General features: G+C 70.7%; 14 protein-coding genes and 1 riboswitch. Of the genes, 10 read left to right on the plus strand and 4 right to left on the minus strand.

Annotation, left to right across the window (positions count from 1 at the left end; all coding sequences use genetic code 11):
* Window positions 1-2: 2 nt before the first annotated feature.
* On the plus strand, window positions 3-1,004 hold the full coding sequence (locus tag OG299_RS23755; protein ID WP_327364584.1) for a nucleoside triphosphate pyrophosphohydrolase: 1,002 nt from the start codon (window positions 3-5) through the stop codon (window positions 1,002-1,004).
* Between the two features lie 7 nt (window positions 1,005-1,011).
* On the opposite strand, the gene OG299_RS23760 is transcribed toward OG299_RS23755, so the two are convergent.
* Window positions 1,012-2,208 carry a globin domain-containing protein gene (locus OG299_RS23760; RefSeq protein WP_327362553.1) on the minus strand — a complete coding sequence of 399 codons (1,197 nt, stop codon included), beginning with the start codon at window positions 2,206-2,208 and terminating at the stop codon, window positions 1,012-1,014.
* 130 nt (window positions 2,209-2,338) lie between these two features.
* Between OG299_RS23760 and OG299_RS23765 the strand changes: the two genes are divergently transcribed.
* From OG299_RS23765 to OG299_RS23795, 7 genes are all read left to right on the plus strand, one after another.
* Window positions 2,339-3,613, plus strand: coding sequence for a cytochrome P450 family protein (locus OG299_RS23765; protein ID WP_327362554.1), 1,275 nt, complete (start codon window positions 2,339-2,341; stop codon window positions 3,611-3,613).
* A 102-nt stretch (window positions 3,614-3,715) separates the two neighbouring features.
* On the plus strand, window positions 3,716-4,756 hold the full coding sequence (locus OG299_RS23770; RefSeq protein WP_327362555.1) for a LysM peptidoglycan-binding domain-containing protein: 1,041 nt from the start codon (window positions 3,716-3,718) through the stop codon (window positions 4,754-4,756).
* 276 nt (window positions 4,757-5,032) lie between these two features.
* Window positions 5,033-5,204, plus strand: a riboswitch (cyclic di-AMP (ydaO/yuaA leader).
* Window positions 5,205-5,206: 2 nt separating this feature from the next.
* Window positions 5,207-5,908, plus strand: a complete 702-nt coding sequence (locus OG299_RS23775; protein ID WP_327362556.1) for a transglycosylase family protein — start codon at window positions 5,207-5,209, stop codon at window positions 5,906-5,908.
* 320 nt (window positions 5,909-6,228) lie between these two features.
* Window positions 6,229-7,515 (plus strand): phosphopyruvate hydratase, encoded by a 1,287-nt coding sequence (gene eno, locus OG299_RS23780; RefSeq protein ID WP_266628651.1) that lies wholly within the window; start codon window positions 6,229-6,231, stop codon window positions 7,513-7,515.
* Between the two features lie 104 nt (window positions 7,516-7,619).
* Window positions 7,620-8,108, plus strand: a complete 489-nt coding sequence (locus tag OG299_RS23785; RefSeq protein ID WP_266628652.1) for an FtsB family cell division protein — start codon at window positions 7,620-7,622, stop codon at window positions 8,106-8,108.
* 74 nt (window positions 8,109-8,182) lie between these two features.
* On the plus strand, window positions 8,183-8,731 hold the full coding sequence (locus OG299_RS23790; protein ID WP_266628653.1) for a DUF501 domain-containing protein: 549 nt from the start codon (window positions 8,183-8,185) through the stop codon (window positions 8,729-8,731).
* A complete protein-coding gene (locus tag OG299_RS23795) occupies window positions 8,728-9,669 on the plus strand; it encodes a Ppx/GppA phosphatase family protein (protein WP_327362557.1) in 942 nt (313 codons plus the stop codon). Before OG299_RS23790 ends, OG299_RS23795 begins: the two co-directional genes overlap by 4 nt.
* Window positions 9,670-9,747: 78 nt before the next feature.
* On the opposite strand, the gene OG299_RS23800 is transcribed toward OG299_RS23795, so the two are convergent.
* Both OG299_RS23800 and OG299_RS23805 read right to left on the minus strand, forming a co-directional pair.
* Window positions 9,748-10,017, minus strand: coding sequence for a type II toxin-antitoxin system RelE family toxin (locus tag OG299_RS23800; protein ID WP_266628656.1), 270 nt, complete (start codon window positions 10,015-10,017; stop codon window positions 9,748-9,750).
* Window positions 10,014-10,286 (minus strand): type II toxin-antitoxin system Phd/YefM family antitoxin, encoded by a 273-nt coding sequence (locus OG299_RS23805; RefSeq protein WP_327362558.1) that lies wholly within the window; start codon window positions 10,284-10,286, stop codon window positions 10,014-10,016. The genes OG299_RS23800 and OG299_RS23805 overlap by 4 nt, the downstream gene beginning before the upstream one ends.
* A 549-nt stretch (window positions 10,287-10,835) precedes the next feature.
* Between OG299_RS23805 and OG299_RS23810 the strand changes: the two genes are divergently transcribed.
* Window positions 10,836-12,221 carry an NAD(P)/FAD-dependent oxidoreductase gene (locus OG299_RS23810; RefSeq protein WP_327362559.1) on the plus strand — a complete coding sequence of 462 codons (1,386 nt, stop codon included), beginning with the start codon at window positions 10,836-10,838 and terminating at the stop codon, window positions 12,219-12,221.
* A gap of 209 nt (window positions 12,222-12,430) precedes the next feature.
* On the plus strand, window positions 12,431-13,816 hold the full coding sequence (locus tag OG299_RS23815) for a class I SAM-dependent methyltransferase (RefSeq protein ID WP_327362560.1): 1,386 nt from the start codon (window positions 12,431-12,433) through the stop codon (window positions 13,814-13,816).
* 121 nt (window positions 13,817-13,937) lie between these two features.
* Here the strand turns inward: OG299_RS23815 and OG299_RS23820 are convergent, their stop codons facing one another.
* Window positions 13,938-16,490 (minus strand): ABC transporter permease, encoded by a 2,553-nt coding sequence (locus OG299_RS23820; protein WP_327362561.1) that lies wholly within the window; start codon window positions 16,488-16,490, stop codon window positions 13,938-13,940.
* Window positions 16,491-16,498 lie beyond the last annotated feature (8 nt).

A 16,498-nucleotide genomic window follows, 5' to 3' on the forward strand; every position in this document is an offset into this window, starting at 1 on the left:
CCGTGCCCGCCGCCGGTCCTGCCGCTGCCGGCGACACCGCCGCCGGCCGGATCGTCCTGCTGACCGCCAGCCACCGGGTCGCCCCCGGCCTGCTGTCCTGGCCCGCCTGGCAGAGCCTGCACGCCGCGGACCGGGTGCTGTGCGCCGACCCGGGCCACCCGCAGCTGCCGTACCTGCGCGAGGCGGGCGTCGACGTCGCGCACGAGACCCCGGACGCGCACGCGCTGGTCGAGGCCTGCGCCGGCGGCCGCACGATCGTGGTGATCCCGGGCGGCGAGGGCGACCAGCGGCTCACCGACGGACTGGCCCGGCTCGCCGGCTCCGGCCGCGTCGACATGCCCGACCTCGAGCTGCTGCCCGGCTCCTACGATCTGCCCGGCGCCCGCCTGCTCGACCTCGTCCAGGTGATGGACCGGGTCCGCCGGGAATGCCCCTGGACCTCGCGCCAGACCCACGAGGGACTGGTCAAGTACGCCACGGAGGAGGCGTACGAGCTGGTCGAGGCCATCGAGGACGGGGACCGCGAGGCGCTGCGCGAGGAGCTCGGCGACGTACTCCTCCAGGTCGTCTTCCACGCGCGCATCGCCGAGGAAGGCCGTCCCGGCGACGGCGCAGAGCCGTTCTCCATCGACGACGTGGCCGGCAGCCTCGTCGAGAAGCTGATCCACCGGCACCCGCACGTCTTCGGGGACGCGGACGCGCAGACCCCGGAGGACGTCAGCGCGCACTGGCAGCGCACCAAGGCGGTCGAGAAGCAGCGGGAGTCGGTCACCGACGGGATCCCGCTGGCCCAGCCCGGTCTCGCGCTCGCGGCCAAGCTCGCCGGCCGGGTCCGCACGGGCGGCGTGCCCGTGGAGCTGCCCCGCGGCGAGGGCATCGGGTACGAACTGCTGGAACTGGCGGCGCGCGCCGAGGCGGCGGGCGTCGACCCCGAGACCGCGCTGCGCGCCGCGGCCCGCGTCTACCGGGACGCGATCCGCGCCGCCGAGGGCGTCGGCGAGTAGCGCATGCCTAGCGGGGCGCGCGCCCCGACGGGTTGTGCCAGTGCGGTGCGGGGCGGCCCAGGAACCACTCCCCGAAGCCCAGGGGACGGCCGTTCGGGCCGTGGCCCGTGCCGGCGGCGGGTACGGAGTCGTGGAAGATCCGCCCGGGGAGGGCGCCGAGCTCCCGGAGCACGTACGCGGTCTCGTCGATGAACGGCGGCGGGCCGCTGAGGTAGACGTCCTGGTCGGGCCAGAGCGCCCGGTGGCCGAGCGCGGTCGCGAGCCGCCCGGTGGCCTGGTTGCGGTGCTGCCCGGGGGCGGGCGTGATGTAGGTGACGCCGAGCCAGCCGAAGGCGGCGGCGTACTCGTCGATCAGCGGCCGGTCGTAGAGGTGGGCGGCGTCCCGGGCGACGACGAAGAGCCGTACGTCCTGATCGGGGGGCTGCCCGGCGAGCTCCTCGAGCATGGCCCGGATCGGGGCCCAGCCGGTGCCCGCCGCGATGAGGCTGACCGGCCGGTCGGCGCGGCGGAAGGTCAGCTGCCCGCCGGCCGCGCCGAGCCGCAGCATCTCGCCGGGCCGGGCCTCGCGGACCAGGGCGGTACTGAGCCGGCCCTGCTCGATGCGGCTGACGTGCAGGTCGAGGGTGTCGTCCGGGCGCGGGGCGTTCCCCAGGGAGTACGTGCGCCAGATCCTCGGGACCCGCTCGCTGCTCACGCTCACGTACTGGCCGGGGAGATAGGGGAAGGGGGCGTGCGGGCGCAGGGTCAGCACCGCCATGTCCTGCCCGTACTGGAGGTGGCGCACGATCTCGGCGTCCCACCACGGCGGGTCCTCGCTCGAAGCGGCTCCTTCCATCATGGCGTCGGCGACCACCTGGTACGCCTCGGACCAGGCCTTCTCCACGCCCGGGGTCCAGGCCTCGCCGGAGGTCCGGGCGAGCGCGGCGAGCAGGCTGGAGCCGACGGCCGCGTAGTGCTCGGGCCTGGCGAGGAACTTGCGGTGGTCGCGGCCGAGGTCGTGGAGATAGGGGAGGAGGCCCTCGTCGTCCATGTGGGCGACCACGTGGGTCAGTGCGGCGAAGAGCCGGTCGCGCTGGCGTTCCATGTCTTCGGAGGAGGCCGGGAAGAGCTCACGGATCCCGGGGTTGTGCCAGAAGAGGTGGGAGTAGAAGTACTTGACCGCGTGCTCGGCCCTTCTCTCCACCACCGCGAAACTGCTCTTCAAGATCCTCGCATCCACAGAACCGAAAGTAGGAGGACCGGGGAACGCGAGGTCAAGCGATGGCGGATCTACGGACAGCCGCGGCGAACGACCCATATGGGATGGCGGCCTGCCCGCGGGATACGGTCAGCGGGTGCACGAGCCGACCTCCGCAGCCCCCGCAGACAGCACTCCTCCCCAGGGCCCGACCCTGTTCGACTGGGAGTTCGCGACCGATCCGTACCCGGCGTACGCCTGGCTGCGGGAGCACTCCCCGGTGCACCGCACCAAGCTCCCCAGCGGGGTCGAGGCCTGGCTGGTCACCCGGTACGCCGACGCCCGCCAGGCCCTCGCCGACCAGCGGCTCAGCAAGAACCCGGCGCACCACGCGGAGCCGGCGCACGCCAAGGGCAAGACCGGGATCCCGGGGGAGCGCAAGGCGGAGCTGATGACGCATCTGCTCAACATCGACCCGCCGGACCACACCCGGCTGCGGCGGCTGGTGTCGAAGGCGTTCACCCCGCGCAGGGTGGCCGAGTTCACCCCGCGGGTGCAGGAGCTGACCGACCACCTCATCGACCAGTTCGTGAGCAAGGGGGAGGCGGACCTCATCCACGAGTTCGCCTTCCCGCTCCCCATCTACGCCATCTGCGAGATGCTCGGCGTACCGCGCGAGGACCAGGACGACTTCCGCGACTGGGCCGGGATGATGATCCGGCACGGCGGCGGCCCGCGCGGCGGGGTCGCCCGCTCCGTGAAGCAGATGCGGACCTATCTCGGTGAACTCATCCACCGCAAAAGGGATGATCTGGGCAATGACCTCATCTCCGACCTGATCCGCGCGAGCGACCACGGGGACCACCTGACGGAGGCCGAGGCCACGGCGATGGCCTTCATCCTCCTGTTCGCGGGTTTCGAAACCACGGTCAATTTGATCGGAAACGGGGTACATGCCCTGTTCATGAACCCCGATCAGCGCACCCGCCTCCAGGACTCGCTCGCCGCCGGCGAGAGCGGCCTGCTGGAGACCGGCATCGAGGAGCTGCTCCGCTACGACGGCCCCGTGGAGCTGGCCACCTGGCGCTTCGCCACCGAGCCGCTGACCCTCGGGGGCCAGGACATCGCGGCCGGCGATCCGGTGCTCGTCGTCCTCGCCGCGGCCGACCGGGATCCCGAGCGGTTCGCCGATCCGGACACCCTCGACCTCTCCCGCACCGACAACCAGCACCTCGGATACGGGCACGGCATCCACTACTGCCTGGGTGCTCCGCTCGCACGACTTGAGGGGCAGACGGCGCTTGCGACTTTGCTGACGCGTCTGCCGGATCTGGAACTCGCTCTTCCGCCCAACGAGCTTCGCTGGCGCGGGGGTCTGATCATGCGTGGCCTGCGCACTCTTCCCGTCCGGTTCACACCCCGAAACACCTGAACGTCCCCTGACCGGAAGTCAGCGCACGCCAAGAGTTGTGACTTGCATGCCAAGAAGGCTAGGTTCTGCCGTTACCCAGCCGTTATGCGAAAGGTGCAGCTCATGCGTTCCGGGAACGGCCGCCACAGACGCCCCCGCCAGGTACCCGCGATAGTCGTCACCGCCGGAGTCACCGGTTCCGCGTTGGCCCTGCCACTTCTCGCTGCCACCGGCGCGAGCGCGGCGGACACCTCCACGTGGGACAAGGTCGCCGAGTGCGAGAGCGGCGGCTCCTGGAGCGCCAACTCCGGCAGCGGGTCCTACGGCGGACTTTCGTTCACGCAGGAGCAGTGGAACTCCTCGGGCGGCCTCGACTTCGCCGAGCGCCCCGACCTCGCCAGCCGTTCGCAGCAGATCGCCGTCGCCGAGCGGGTGCTGGGCAGCCAGGGCCCCCAGGCGTGGGGGCAGTGCTCGGAGTCGGCCGGGCTGACCCAGCAGGCCCCCGCCGCGACCGTGGATCCGGGCCTGCCCGGCACGCTCGGCCCCGTCGCCCCGAGCCCCTCGCGCCCCGACCACTCGGTCCCGAAGGGCGGCTCCGGAGTGAAGGCGCTGGACTTCGGCGCCCCGACCCCGGCCCCGGACTTCACGATCCCGCCGGCGCCGCTCGCGCCGAACAGCGGACTGCCCGTCATGCCCGACCCGGACCTGCCGTCCACGTCGCCGACCGTCCCGGTGCTCCCGGGCGACCCGACCGCGAACCCGGGTACCCCCACGGCCCCGACGACGCCCACCGCGCCGACGACCCCGGGGAGCCCGACCACGCCCGGGAACCCGGCGGACCCGACCGCTCCGGTCGTCCCGGCCAACCCCGGCACCCCCGCGGCCCCGGGCACCCCGGGCGCCTCCACCGACCCGAGTGCCATCCCGGACACCTCCGGCACCGGCAAGCACCGTGGTACGCCCGCGCCGGAACTGCCTGCGGCATCTGAGGGGGCGTCGGCCCCCTCGTACACCGTCCAGGCGGGCGACAGCCTGGCCACCATCGCGTCCGCCAAGGGGCTCAAGGGCGGCTGGAACGCGCTCTACCAGGCCAACGAGCAGGTCATCGGCAATGACGCCGATCTGATCAAGCCCGGTCAGAATCTGGATCTAAGGCAGAAATAACGGCACTTCGGGCATCCGTAAAGAGCTGAATGTCCGTTATCTGCAAGTGAGACATGTGTCTCTTCCGGTCAACTGGCGTGTCCCGCCTGGAGCCTTCCGCAAACCCCGTCCTCACCTGCGCAAACGGCCCTAAAGGGAGCGCAAGTAGGGGCCGCATCTCCCCGGTGTTCCTCGTTGAACATCGGGGAGAGACGTGTCTACCTTCTGAGTCGCCCGCCACCGCGGGCTCCTTCGACCGCATCGCCGAATCCTGCCGGCGGACGGGGGGAACAGTCGTCGCGTCAAGCGCCGAAGGCAGGAGCGGGGGAACCAAGGTAGGCGCCGGGACCGGCCGTTGAGAGACGGCCGCGGAAACGGCTAGGGGTTAAGTCGTGCGCCACGTCGCACGGCCGGGCACTCATCAGCCCGAACCCGACAGCTCACCTCGTAGGCGTCGGTGAGGAGAACTCCATGCTGCTTTCCGGCAAGGGCAAGCACCGCCGCGCCACGGCCATTCAGCGGACCACCCGCATCGTCACGCTCGCCGGCGTCGCCGGTGTCGCCGTCGCCGCCCCGCTGATGGCGGCCGGCTCGGCCTCCGCCGCCACCTCCGGTGAGTGGGACCGCGTCGCGCAGTGCGAGTCCGGCGGCAACTGGTCCATCAACACGGGCAACGGCTACTACGGCGGCCTGCAGTTCTCGTCCTCCACCTGGGCCGCGTACGGCGGCAAGGCCTACGCCGCGCAGGCCAACCAGGCCTCCAAGTCGCAGCAGATAGCCATCGCCGAGAAGGTCCTCAAGGGCCAGGGCAAGGGCGCGTGGCCGTCCTGCGGCGTCGGCCTCTCCAACTCCTCCTACACCGGCGGTGGTACGACCGACACCCCGAAGAAGACGGAGCAGAAGACCGAGACCAAGAAGACCCAGCCGAAGAAGACCGAGCCGAAGAAGGAGACGAAGCGCTCCGAGGCTCCGACGACCCGCTCCGAGCGCTCCGAGGCCCTGGCCCCGAAGACCGGCAACGGCTCGTACGAGGTCAAGCCCGGCGACACCCTGGGCACCATCGCCGAGGCCAACGGCGTCAAGGGCGGCTGGGAGAAGCTCTTCGAGCTCAACAAGGACATCGTCTCGGACGCCGACCTGATCTTCCCGGGTCAGAAGCTGAAGCTCAGCTGAACCCTGCCGCAACAACTGCGGCAGCGAGCACAACACGCAGCATCCCCACCGCCCGGCGCGTCTTCCCCCCACGCGCCGGGCGGCGGCGTTTGTCCGGCCCGAGCCCCTCCTGTTCCCCTCCCCCGTCCCGCCACGGACCCGGCCGGGACGCCGGCAGTCGAGAGTCCTATGTACCGGAAGGCGGGTATTCGGGCCCTTTTTCGTCCCAGGAGGCGGGCGGTCGGCTGGCCGAGTGCCCGGAGCCGGTTAGGCTCTAGTCGGCGGGGCCATCCCACGGCCTGACATGCCACCGCACACCCAGCGTCACATCCCAGAAGGAGATGCTCGTGCCGTCCATCGACGTCGTCGTAGCCCGGGAAATCCTGGACTCCCGAGGCAACCCCACGGTCGAGGTCGAGGTGGGCCTCGACGATGGCAGCACCGGCCGTGCTGCAGTTCCGTCCGGCGCCTCCACCGGTGCCTTCGAGGCCATTGAGCTCCGTGACGGTGACCCCAACCGTTACATGGGCAAGGGTGTCGAGAAGGCCGTCCTCGCGGTCATCGAGCAGATCGGCCCGGAGCTCGTCGGCTACGACGCCACCGAGCAGCGCCTGATCGACCAGGCCATGTTCGACCTGGACGCCACCGACAACAAGGGCTCGCTCGGCGCCAACGCCATCCTCGGCGTGTCCCTCGCCGTCGCGCACGCCGCGTCCGAGGCCTCGGACCTCCCGCTCTTCCGCTACCTCGGCGGCCCGAACGCGCACCTGCTGCCCGTTCCGATGATGAACATCCTCAACGGTGGGTCGCACGCCGACTCCAACGTGGACATCCAGGAGTTCATGATCGCCCCGATCGGCGCGGAGTCCTTCTCCGAGGCGCTGCGCTGGGGTGCCGAGGTGTACCACACCCTCAAGAAGGTCCTGCACACCAAGGGCCTGTCCACCGGCCTGGGCGACGAGGGCGGCTTCGCCCCGAACCTGGAGTCCAACCGCGCCGCGCTCGACCTCATCGTCGAGGCCATCAAGCAGGCCGGCTACGTCCCCGGCAAGGACATCGCGCTCGCGCTCGACGTCGCCGCGTCCGAGTTCTACAAGGACGGCAAGTACGAGTTCGAGGGCCAGTCCCGCTCGGCCGCCGAGATGACCGAGTACTACGAGGAGCTCGTCTCCGCGTACCCGATGGTCTCCATCGAGGACCCGCTGTACGAAGACGACTGGGCCGGCTGGAAGACCCTCACCGACAAGCTGGGCACCAAGGTCCAGATCGTCGGCGACGACCTCTTCGTCACCAACCCGGAGCGCCTGGCCCGCGGTATCGAGGAGGGCTCCGCGAACGCCCTGCTCGTCAAGGTGAACCAGATCGGTTCGCTGACCGAGACCCTCGACGCCGTCGAGATGGCCCAGCGCAACGGCTTCAAGTGCATGATGTCGCACCGCTCCGGTGAGACGGAGGACGTCACCATCGCCGACCTCGCCGTCGCCGTGAACTGCGGTCAGATCAAGACCGGCGCCCCGGCCCGCTCGGACCGCGTCGCCAAGTACAACCAGCTGCTGCGCATCGAGGAGATCCTCGACGACGCCGCGGTGTACGCGGGCCGCTCCGCCTTCCCGCGCTTCAAGGGCTAAGGGTTAACCACGCTCTTGCTTCCGTACGTCCCCGCACTCGGTCCCGTACCGTGTGCGGGGACGTATTGCGTAGTGCGTACCGCGTACAAGGGGAGGCGGGATCAATGGCCGGGAACCGGGATCGGTTCTCCACCTTCTCCACCGCGACCAGGCTCAAGCAGCTCGGCGAGCGGACCGCCGCCCACGTCTACCGCTCGCAGACGCGCCGTCAGGTCCGCCGCAGCCGGCTCACCGGCCGGGCCGCGCTCCTGGTGCTCGTCCTCTGTACGCTGGTCGTCGCCCTCGCGTATCCGATGCGCCAGTACGTCTCCCAGCGCTCGGAGATCGCGAAGCAGCAGCGGGCCGCCGAGGCCGCGAGCCGGCGCCTCGAGCGCCTGCGCGACGAGAAGGCCCGCTGGCAGGACAACGCGTACGCGGAGCAGCAGGCGCGCAAGCACCTGCACTTCGTCCGCCCGGGCGAGATCAGCTACATCATGACCGACCCCGGGGCCGGGGCCGCCGAGCGGCACCGCACCGGAACGGCCGGATCCGACCGGCCCTGGTACTCGAACGTCTGGGACGGCGTCGACAAGGCCGACCGCCCCGGCGAGTGACCGGCAACGGCACTCCGAGTACCGCACCCCGAGCACCGCACCCACCCACGAGAACGAAGAGACTTCCTCCAGGCATGCAGACGCCCCCGCCCCAGACCGACCGGACCGAGCCGACCGACGCGGACATCGAGGCGTTCGAGCAGCAGCTCGGCCGCCCGCCGCGCGGGCTGCGCGCCATCGCCCACCGCTGCCCCTGCGGCCAGCCGGACGTGGTGGAGACCGCCCCGCGCCTCCCCGACGGCACGCCCTTCCCGACGACGTACTACCTCACCTGCCCGCGCGCGGCCTCCGCGATCGGCACCCTCGAGGCGAACGGCGTGATGAAGGAGATGCAGGCCCGGCTCGCCGAGGACCCCGAACTGGCCGCCGCCTACCAGGCCGCGCACGAGGACTACATCCGTCGCCGCGACGCCATCGAGGTGCTCCAGGGCTTCCCGAGCGCCGGCGGGATGCCGGACCGGGTGAAGTGCCTGCACGTGCTGGTCGGCCACTCGCTCGCCGCCGGCCCCGGGGTGAACCCGTTCGGCGACGAGGCGCTGGCGATGCTGCCGGAGTGGTGGGCCAAGGGCGCCTGCGTCACGCCGTGCGCGGAGAAGGCGCAGACGAAGGAGTCCGACGCGTGACCCGGGTCGCCGGCATCGACTGCGGTACCAACTCCATCCGCCTGCTCGTCGCGGACTGCGACCCCACGACCGGCGAGCTGGTCGAGCTGGACCGGCGGATGACGATCGTCCGCCTCGGCCAGGGCGTGGACAAAACGGGCCGGCTGGCCCCGGAGGCGCTGGAGCGCACCTTCGCGGCCTGCCGCGAGTACGCGGCGGTCATCAAGGAGCTGGGTGCGCAGCGGCTGCGCTTCGTGGCGACCTCGGCCTCGCGCGACGCCGAGAACCGGGACGAGTTCGTCCAGGGGGTCCTCGGCATCCTGGGCGTCGAGCCCGAGGTGATCTCCGGTGACCAGGAGGCGGAGTTCTCCTTCATCGGCGCCACCAAGGAGCTGACGGGCACCACCCACATGGAGAAGCCGTTCCTGGTGGTGGACATCGGCGGCGGCTCGACCGAGTTCGTGGTCGGCGAGGAGCACGTACGGGCGGCCCTCTCGGTCGACGTGGGCTGCGTCCGCATGACCGAGCGCCACCTGGTGGTGGACGGCGCGGTCACCGACCCGCCGACCGCGCAGCAGATCGCCGCCATACGGGCCGACATCGAGGCGGCGCTGGACCGCGTCGAGCAGACGGTCCCGCTCTCCGAGGCGCGCACGCTGGTGGGCCTGGCCGGATCGGTGACCACGGTCGCCGGGATCGCCCTCGGGCTGGCGGAGTACATCTCCTCGGCGATCCACCACGCGCGCGTCCCGTACGAGACGGTCCGGGAGATCAGCGGGCGGATGCTGACCGCCACGCACGCCGAACGCGCGGCGATCCCGGTCCTGCACCCGGGCCGGGTGGACGTCATCGGAGCGGGCACCCTCGTGCTGCTCGCGATCATGGAGCGCATCGGTGCTTCGGAAGTCGTGGTCTCGGAGCACGACATCCTCGACGGAATCGCCTGGTCCATCGCCTGACGGGTGATGGCAGCCCGTGGACGGCAGATCGGGCCGGCCGGAGCAGTTCGGTTCCGGTCGGCCCGATCATGCTTCGCGTCAGAGGGTCTTGTAGACGTCGCGGCGGTCGCCGACCTTGACGACGAGGATGACGAGCTCGCCGTCAAGGACTTGGTAAGCGACCCGGTAGCTGCCGACCCGGAGTCGGTAGAGGCCGGACGGGCCGGTCAGCTTCTTGATGTCGGAGTCCTCGCGGTAGGGGTCGTCTCCGAGCGCGGTCAGCGCGGTGAGGATGCGCATGGCCGCCGGCCGCTCGATCGCCCGCAGCTGCCGCTGCGCCGCGGTGGTGAAGCGGAAGGCGTACTTCACGCCGCGTCGTCGCTTCGTTCGGTGAACAGGTCGGCGAGCAGCTCCGCCATCGTCACCGTCGGGCCCTCTTCGGCCAGAACCGCCTCGGCCTCGCGGGCGAGCAGTTCGTCGGCCGCATCTTCCAGTGCGTTGAAGTCGGCGATGGGAACGAGGGCGGCCACGGGGGCACCGTTGCGCGTGATGATCGTCGGGGAGCCCTGCTCGGCATGGTTGATGTGGTCGGCGAGGTGGGCCCGGGCTTCACGCACGGTTACCGTGTTCTCACTCATGGCCGTAGTGTACGCCTGGGTGTGTACGCGCGCTTCCCGTGGCCGCAACACGGGTGCGGGTTCAGGGGGATGGCGGGCGCAATCGCCTGGTCCATCGCCTGACGGGTGGGTCGCGGGGGGCTTGTGCGGGGCTTGTGCGAGGGTCGCGGGAGGCCTGCCGGGGACCTCTGGGGGCCTTTACGGGGGCCTTAGGTCCCACCCTCCGCAGAAAGTTCGTGAAGTTCTTCACAAGGAAAAGGGGCCTGATGGGCCGCGGGAAGGTCTCTTTGGGGGGCTCCCGGGGCTCGCAGGCCTCTTTTTCGTGTGCGTTCGTGCGTTTCGAGGGCGCGGTCCGGCCTCGTCGGTAGGTATCCACCAACCCGGTGGTCTACTCCGCTTATGGGCTTGGAGGCCAGTTCAGGACGGGTGAACAACGACTCCCGTTACACCCTGGTTCCCGTTCGGCGCCATGACCTCCGTCACGTGGGCCGCGCAGTGTAACAGAGGCCTTCCGGCACCTTGTGAAGGGGCTCACGAGCAACACCCCTTTGGGTGCTGGATACTCGTTCCATGAGCACCACGGAGCGTCCCAGGATCCTCGTTGTAGGAGGTGGGTACGTAGGCCTGTACGCGGCCAAGCGGATCATGAAGAAGATGCGCTATGGCGAGGCGACCGTCACGGTCGTCGACCCGCGGTCGTACATGACCTACCAGCCCTTCCTCCCCGAAGTGGCCGCAGGCAGCATCTCGCCTCGGCACGTCGTCGTCCCGCTGCGACGCGTGCTGCCCAAGGCAGAGGTTCTCACCGGCCGGGTCACCAGCATCGACCAGGACCGCAAGGTCGCCGTCGTCACGCCGCTCGTCGGCGAGGCGTACGAGCTGCCCTTCGACTACCTGGTGATCGCGCTCGGCGCCGTCTCCCGCACCTTCCCGATCCCCGGCCTCGCCGAACAGGGCATCGGTATGAAGGGCGTCGAAGAGGGCATCGGCCTGCGCAACCACGTCCTCGAGCAGCTCGACAAGGCCGAGTCCACGACGGACGAGAACGTCCGCCGCAAGGCCCTCACCTTCGTCTTCGTCGGCGGCGGCTTCGCCGGTGCGGAGACCATCGGTGAGGTCGAGGACATGGCCCGCGACGCCGCGAAGTACTACTCCACGATCAAGCGCGAGGACATGCGCTTCATCCTGGTCGACGCGGCCGACAAGATCCTTCCCGAGGTCGGGCCCAAGCTCGGCACCTGGGGCAAGGAGCACCTCGAGTCCCGCGGCATCGAGATCTACCTCAGCACCTCCATGGACTCCTGCGTGGACGGCCACGTGGTGCTGAAGAACGGCCTCGAGGTCGACTCCAACACCATCGTGTGGACCGCCGGCGTCAAGCCGAACCCGGTGCTGGCCCGCTACGGCCTGCCGCTGGGCCCCCGCGGCCACGTGGACGCCCAGCCGACCCTCCAGGTCACGGGCACGGACTACATCTGGACCGCCGGCGACAACGCCCAGGTTCCGGACATCGCCTCCCGCAAGGCCGGTGTCGAGAACGCCTGGTGCCCGCCGAACGCCCAGCACGCGCTGCGTCAGGCCAAGGTCCTCGGCGACAACGTCATCTCGGGCATGCGGGGCTTCCCGCAGGCCGAGTACTCGCACTCCAACAAGGGTGCGGTGGCAGGCCTCGGCCTCCACAAGGGCGTCGCGATGATCGTCATGGGCAAGACGAAGATCAAGCTCAAGGGCCGGCTGGCCTGGTACATGCACCGTGGCTACCACGGCATGGCCATGCCGACCTGGAACCGCAAGATCCGCGTCTTCGCCGACTGGACCCTCGCCATGTTCCTCAAGCGCGAGGTCGTCTCCCTCGGTGCGCTCGAGACCCCGCGCGAGGAGTTCTACGAGGCCGCCAAGCCGGCGCCGGCTCCGGCCGCCGCTGCAGCCCCCGCGGCGAAGGCCAAGGCCTCCTGACCCGGGCCTGACCGGCAACTCCTCCAGCACGTCCCCGAAGGGGCTGCCCGCCATCCGTGGTGCGGGCGGCCCCTTCGGGCGTTTCCGGCGGCCCCTCCGGCCGGCCCCTCCGGCGGTTCCTCCGGCGGTGCCCCGATGGAGCGGTGTCCGATTGACGGGCCCCGGAAATGGGTAGGCCGATCGGTCGGATCGTTCTGGAGGTGCCTACGATGACCGACGCCGCGCCGCGGCTGGCCACTCTTGCCGAGACACTGCTGGGCGCCCCCGTGCCCGTCCGGATTCGCGCCTGGGACGGCAGCGAGGCCGGACCGCCCACCGGCCCCACCCTGGTGCTGGCCAACCGGCGCGCCCTGCGCCGCGTCCTGTGGCGACCGGGTGAACTGGGCCTGGCCCGTGCCTGGGTCGCCGGCGACATCACCGTCGAGGGCGACCTGTTCGAACTGCTGGACCGGGTGGCCGGCCTGCTCTGGGCGCGGGATCCCGCCGCCGCCCCCGAGGCCGAGCCGGCGGTCCGCCGCTCCGGGCTCGGCAAACTCGCCGCCCTGCGCCCGCACCTGCCCGACCGGGCCGCGGCGGGCGCCGCCGGGACCGCCGCGCTGCTGCGCGACCCGGCCGCCCGGTCCGCCCTGCGCGACCTCGTCGCCCTGGCCCGGCCGTGGCCGGCGCCCGCGCCGCCGCCCGAGGAGGCCCCCCGCCGCGGCGGCCCGCTGCACACCAGGAACCGCGACCGGCAGGCCATCAGCCACCACTACGACGTCGGCAACGAGTTCTACGAGCACGTCCTCGGCCCCTCGATGGTGTACTCCTGCGCCTACTGGAGCCCCGGCTCCACCCTGGAGGAGGCCCAGCGGGACAAGCTCGACCTGGTCTGCCGGAAGCTGGGCCTCGAGCCCGGTCTGCGGCTCCTCGACGTCGGCTGCGGCTGGGGCTCCATGGCCCTGCACGCGGCCCGGGAGTACGGGGTCCGCGTCACCGGCATCACCCTCTCGCGCGAGCAGGCCGTGTACGCCCGCAAGCGGGCCGCGGAGGAGGGCCTGGCCGACCGGGTCGACATCCGGATCCAGGACTACCGGGACGTCAAGGACGGCCCGTACGACGCCATTTCGTCCATCGGCATGGCCGAGCACGTCGGCGCCGACCGCTACCGCGAGTACGCCCGCACGCTGCACGCCCTGCTGGCCCCCGGCGGCCGCCTGCTGAACCACCAGATCGCGCGTCCGCCGGAGCCCGACGAAGAGGCGTACCGCGTCGACGAGTTCATCGACGCCTACGTCTTCCCCGACGGCGAGCTCTCCCCGCTGGGCACGACGGTGGGCGAGCTGGAGCGCGCCGGGTTCGAGGTCCGCGACGTGGAGGCGCTGCGCGAGCACTACGGGCTGACCCTGCGCGCCTGGGTGGCCCGGCTGGAGGAGCACTGGGAGGCCGCCGTACGGCTGACCTCGCCCGGGCGGGCCCGGGTCTGGCGGCTGTACATGGCGGCTTCGGCACTGGGCTTCGAGCACGGCAGGCTCGGCGTCAACCAGGTCCTCGCGGTGAAGTCCGCGGCGGCCGGCCGCTCGGGTCTGCCTCTGCGGCTGCGCACCTGGGGCGCGTGACCCCGTACGGCAGACCCCGTACGGCAGGTCCTCGTACGACAGGCCCGCGTACAACGGGGTAGGGCCCCGGGGCGTGTGCCCCGGGGCCCTTCCGTGTCCCTCGCCCTCGCCCTCGCGGGGGTTACTCCGTCTTGATGGCGGTCAGCATGTTCAGCCGGGCCGCGCTGCGGGCCGGCCACATGGCGGCCAGGACGCCGACCACGGCGGCCAGCAGGAGGAAGATGCCGATCCGGTCCCACGGCAGGATCAGTTCGTAGTTCGGCATGGACTTCGCCATCGTGGTGCCGACCGCCCAGGCGAGGAAGACGCCGATGGCGACGCCCAGGGTCGCTCCGAAGAGCGAGATCACCACGGCCTCCAGGCGGATCATGTTCTTGACCCGGCCCCGGTCGAGACCGATCGCCCGCAGCATGCCGATCTCCTGGGTTCGCTCGAAGACGGACATCGCCAGGGTGTTGACCACACCGAGCACCGAGATGATCAGCGCCATGCCGAGCAGGCCGTACATGACGTTCAGCATGGTGTTGATCATGCCGCCCATCTCGTTGCGCATGTCCTGCTGGGTGGCGACGTTGATGGCCGGGTTCTTGCCCAGTGCGTCGACGACCTTCTGCTGGCCGGCCTTGGACGCCCCGCCCTCGACGTTGACGTACACCTCGGCGACGGCGCTCTCCTCGCTGTGCTGGGTGAGGATCTTGTCGTCGAGGACGAACGGGGAGAGCAGGCCCTCCATGTCCTTGTAGACCGCGCCGACCTTGAGGGTGCCCTCCTGGCCGTCGTCGTACTTCACCTTCAGCGTGGAGCCGACGGCGAGGTTCTGGCTCTTCGCGGTCTTCTCGGCGACCAGGACCTCGCCCTTGCCGAGGGAGTCCACCGAGCCGCTGACGGTCTCGATGTTCAGCAGCCGGCCGATGGCGGCCGGGTTGACGCCGGAGGCGGACCGGAAGTCCTTGCCGACCATGAAGTAGCCGGCCGTCTGCGGGGAGACGGCCTTGATGCCGGGGGTCTTGGTCAGGGTCTCGGCCACCGACTTGTCGAGGTAGCCCATGCCGCCGGCCATGGAGACCTTGTAGTCGGCCTTGAGCTTCTCGGTGCTCATCCGGTCGACGACCTTGCCGACGGTGATGCCGAGCACCGACAGGGTGGTGACCAGGGTCAGGCCGATCGCCAGCGAGGCGGCGGTGACGGCGGTGCGGCGCGGGTTGCGGACGGCGTTCTGGGAGGCCAGCTTGCCGGGGATCCCGAACACCTTCTGCAGCAGCGGGCGGACGGCTCCGATGACCGGCTTGGAGAGCAGCGGCAGCAGCACGATCATGCCGATGAGCATGAAGAAGGCGCCCGCGCCGATGGACATGCGGCCGTCGTCGCCGCCCATGGACACGCCGAGTCCGACCAGGCCGATGCCGAGGACGCTGATGACGGAGCCGAGGACGTTGCGCAGGACCAGGGACTTCGCGGTGGCCGGCAGGTGGGCGCTGCCCATGGCGGCGACCGGGGCGATCCGGCCGGTGCGCCAGGCCGGCAGCACCGCGGCGATCGTCGTGACCAGGACGCCGATGACCAGGGCCGCGACGACGGTGCTCGGTGCGATCACCAGGTCGCCGCCCGGGAGCTTGGCGCCGAAGGTGCCGATCAGGGAGCGCATGGCGACGGCCAGGCCGACGCCGCTGATCAAGCCGACGACGGCGGACACGGCGCCGACGACCAGGGCCTCGGCGAGCACCGAGCGCATGACCTGACCGCGGTTGGCGCCGACGGCGCGCAGCAGGGCCAGCTCCTTGGTGCGCTGGGTGACCAGCATGGTGAAGGTGTTGTAGATCAGGAAGATGCCGACGAAGAGCGAGATGCCGGCGAAGACGAGCAGCATGGTGCCCATCTGGCCGAGGCCCTTCTCGATGTCCTTGGCCTGCTCCTTGGCGAGGGCCGCGCCCGTCTGCGCCTTGGTGTGCTTGCTGTCGACCAGTGACTTGATGTCGGCGAGCAGCTTGTCGGCGGAGGTGCCGTCCTTGGCCGCGACCGACAGCTCCATGAAGTAGCCGGGCTTGAGGTAGAGCTCCTGGGCGACCTTGGTGTCGAAGAGCACCAGGCTGCCGCCGGCCTGGACGGCGCCGTCCTCGGTGGTGAAGACACCGGCCAGGGAGTACTCCTTGACCGGGCCGTTGGTCGCGACGCGGACCTTGTCGCCGACCTTGTACTTGCCCTTGTCCGCCGTCGCCCTGTCGAGTGCGATCTCGTCGGCCTTGGCCGGGCCGGCGCCCTGGGTGAAGGTGTAGCGCGGGTCCTTGCCGTCCTTGACGGGCGTGTAGTTGGCGCCCTGGTTGGACCAGCCGGAGCCGATCAGCTTGCCGTTCTCGTCGCCGACGCCGGCGAAGCCGAAGACGCGCCCCGAGACGGAGCCGACGCCCGGGAGCGCCTTGACCTTGTCGAGGGTCTGCTGGCTGAGGCCGGGCTCGCCCTCCTTCTCGCCCGCTTCGTTGCGGCCCTGGCCGTACGAGGTGACGGAGACGGCCACTCCCTCGTAGCTCTTGGCGGACTGGCCGGAGAGGGACTTCTTGAGGGTGTCGGTGAAGACGAGGGTGCCGGAGACGAAGGCGACGCCGAGGGTGACGGCGAGCACCGTCATCAGCAGCCGGGCCTTGTGCGCAAGGACGTTGCGCAGGGCGGTACGGAACATGGTGGAGG

Origin of the sequence: Streptomyces sp. NBC_01296, from assembly GCF_035984415.1 — a bacterium.
In the GTDB taxonomy this organism is placed as follows: domain Bacteria; phylum Actinomycetota; class Actinomycetes; order Streptomycetales; family Streptomycetaceae; genus Streptomyces.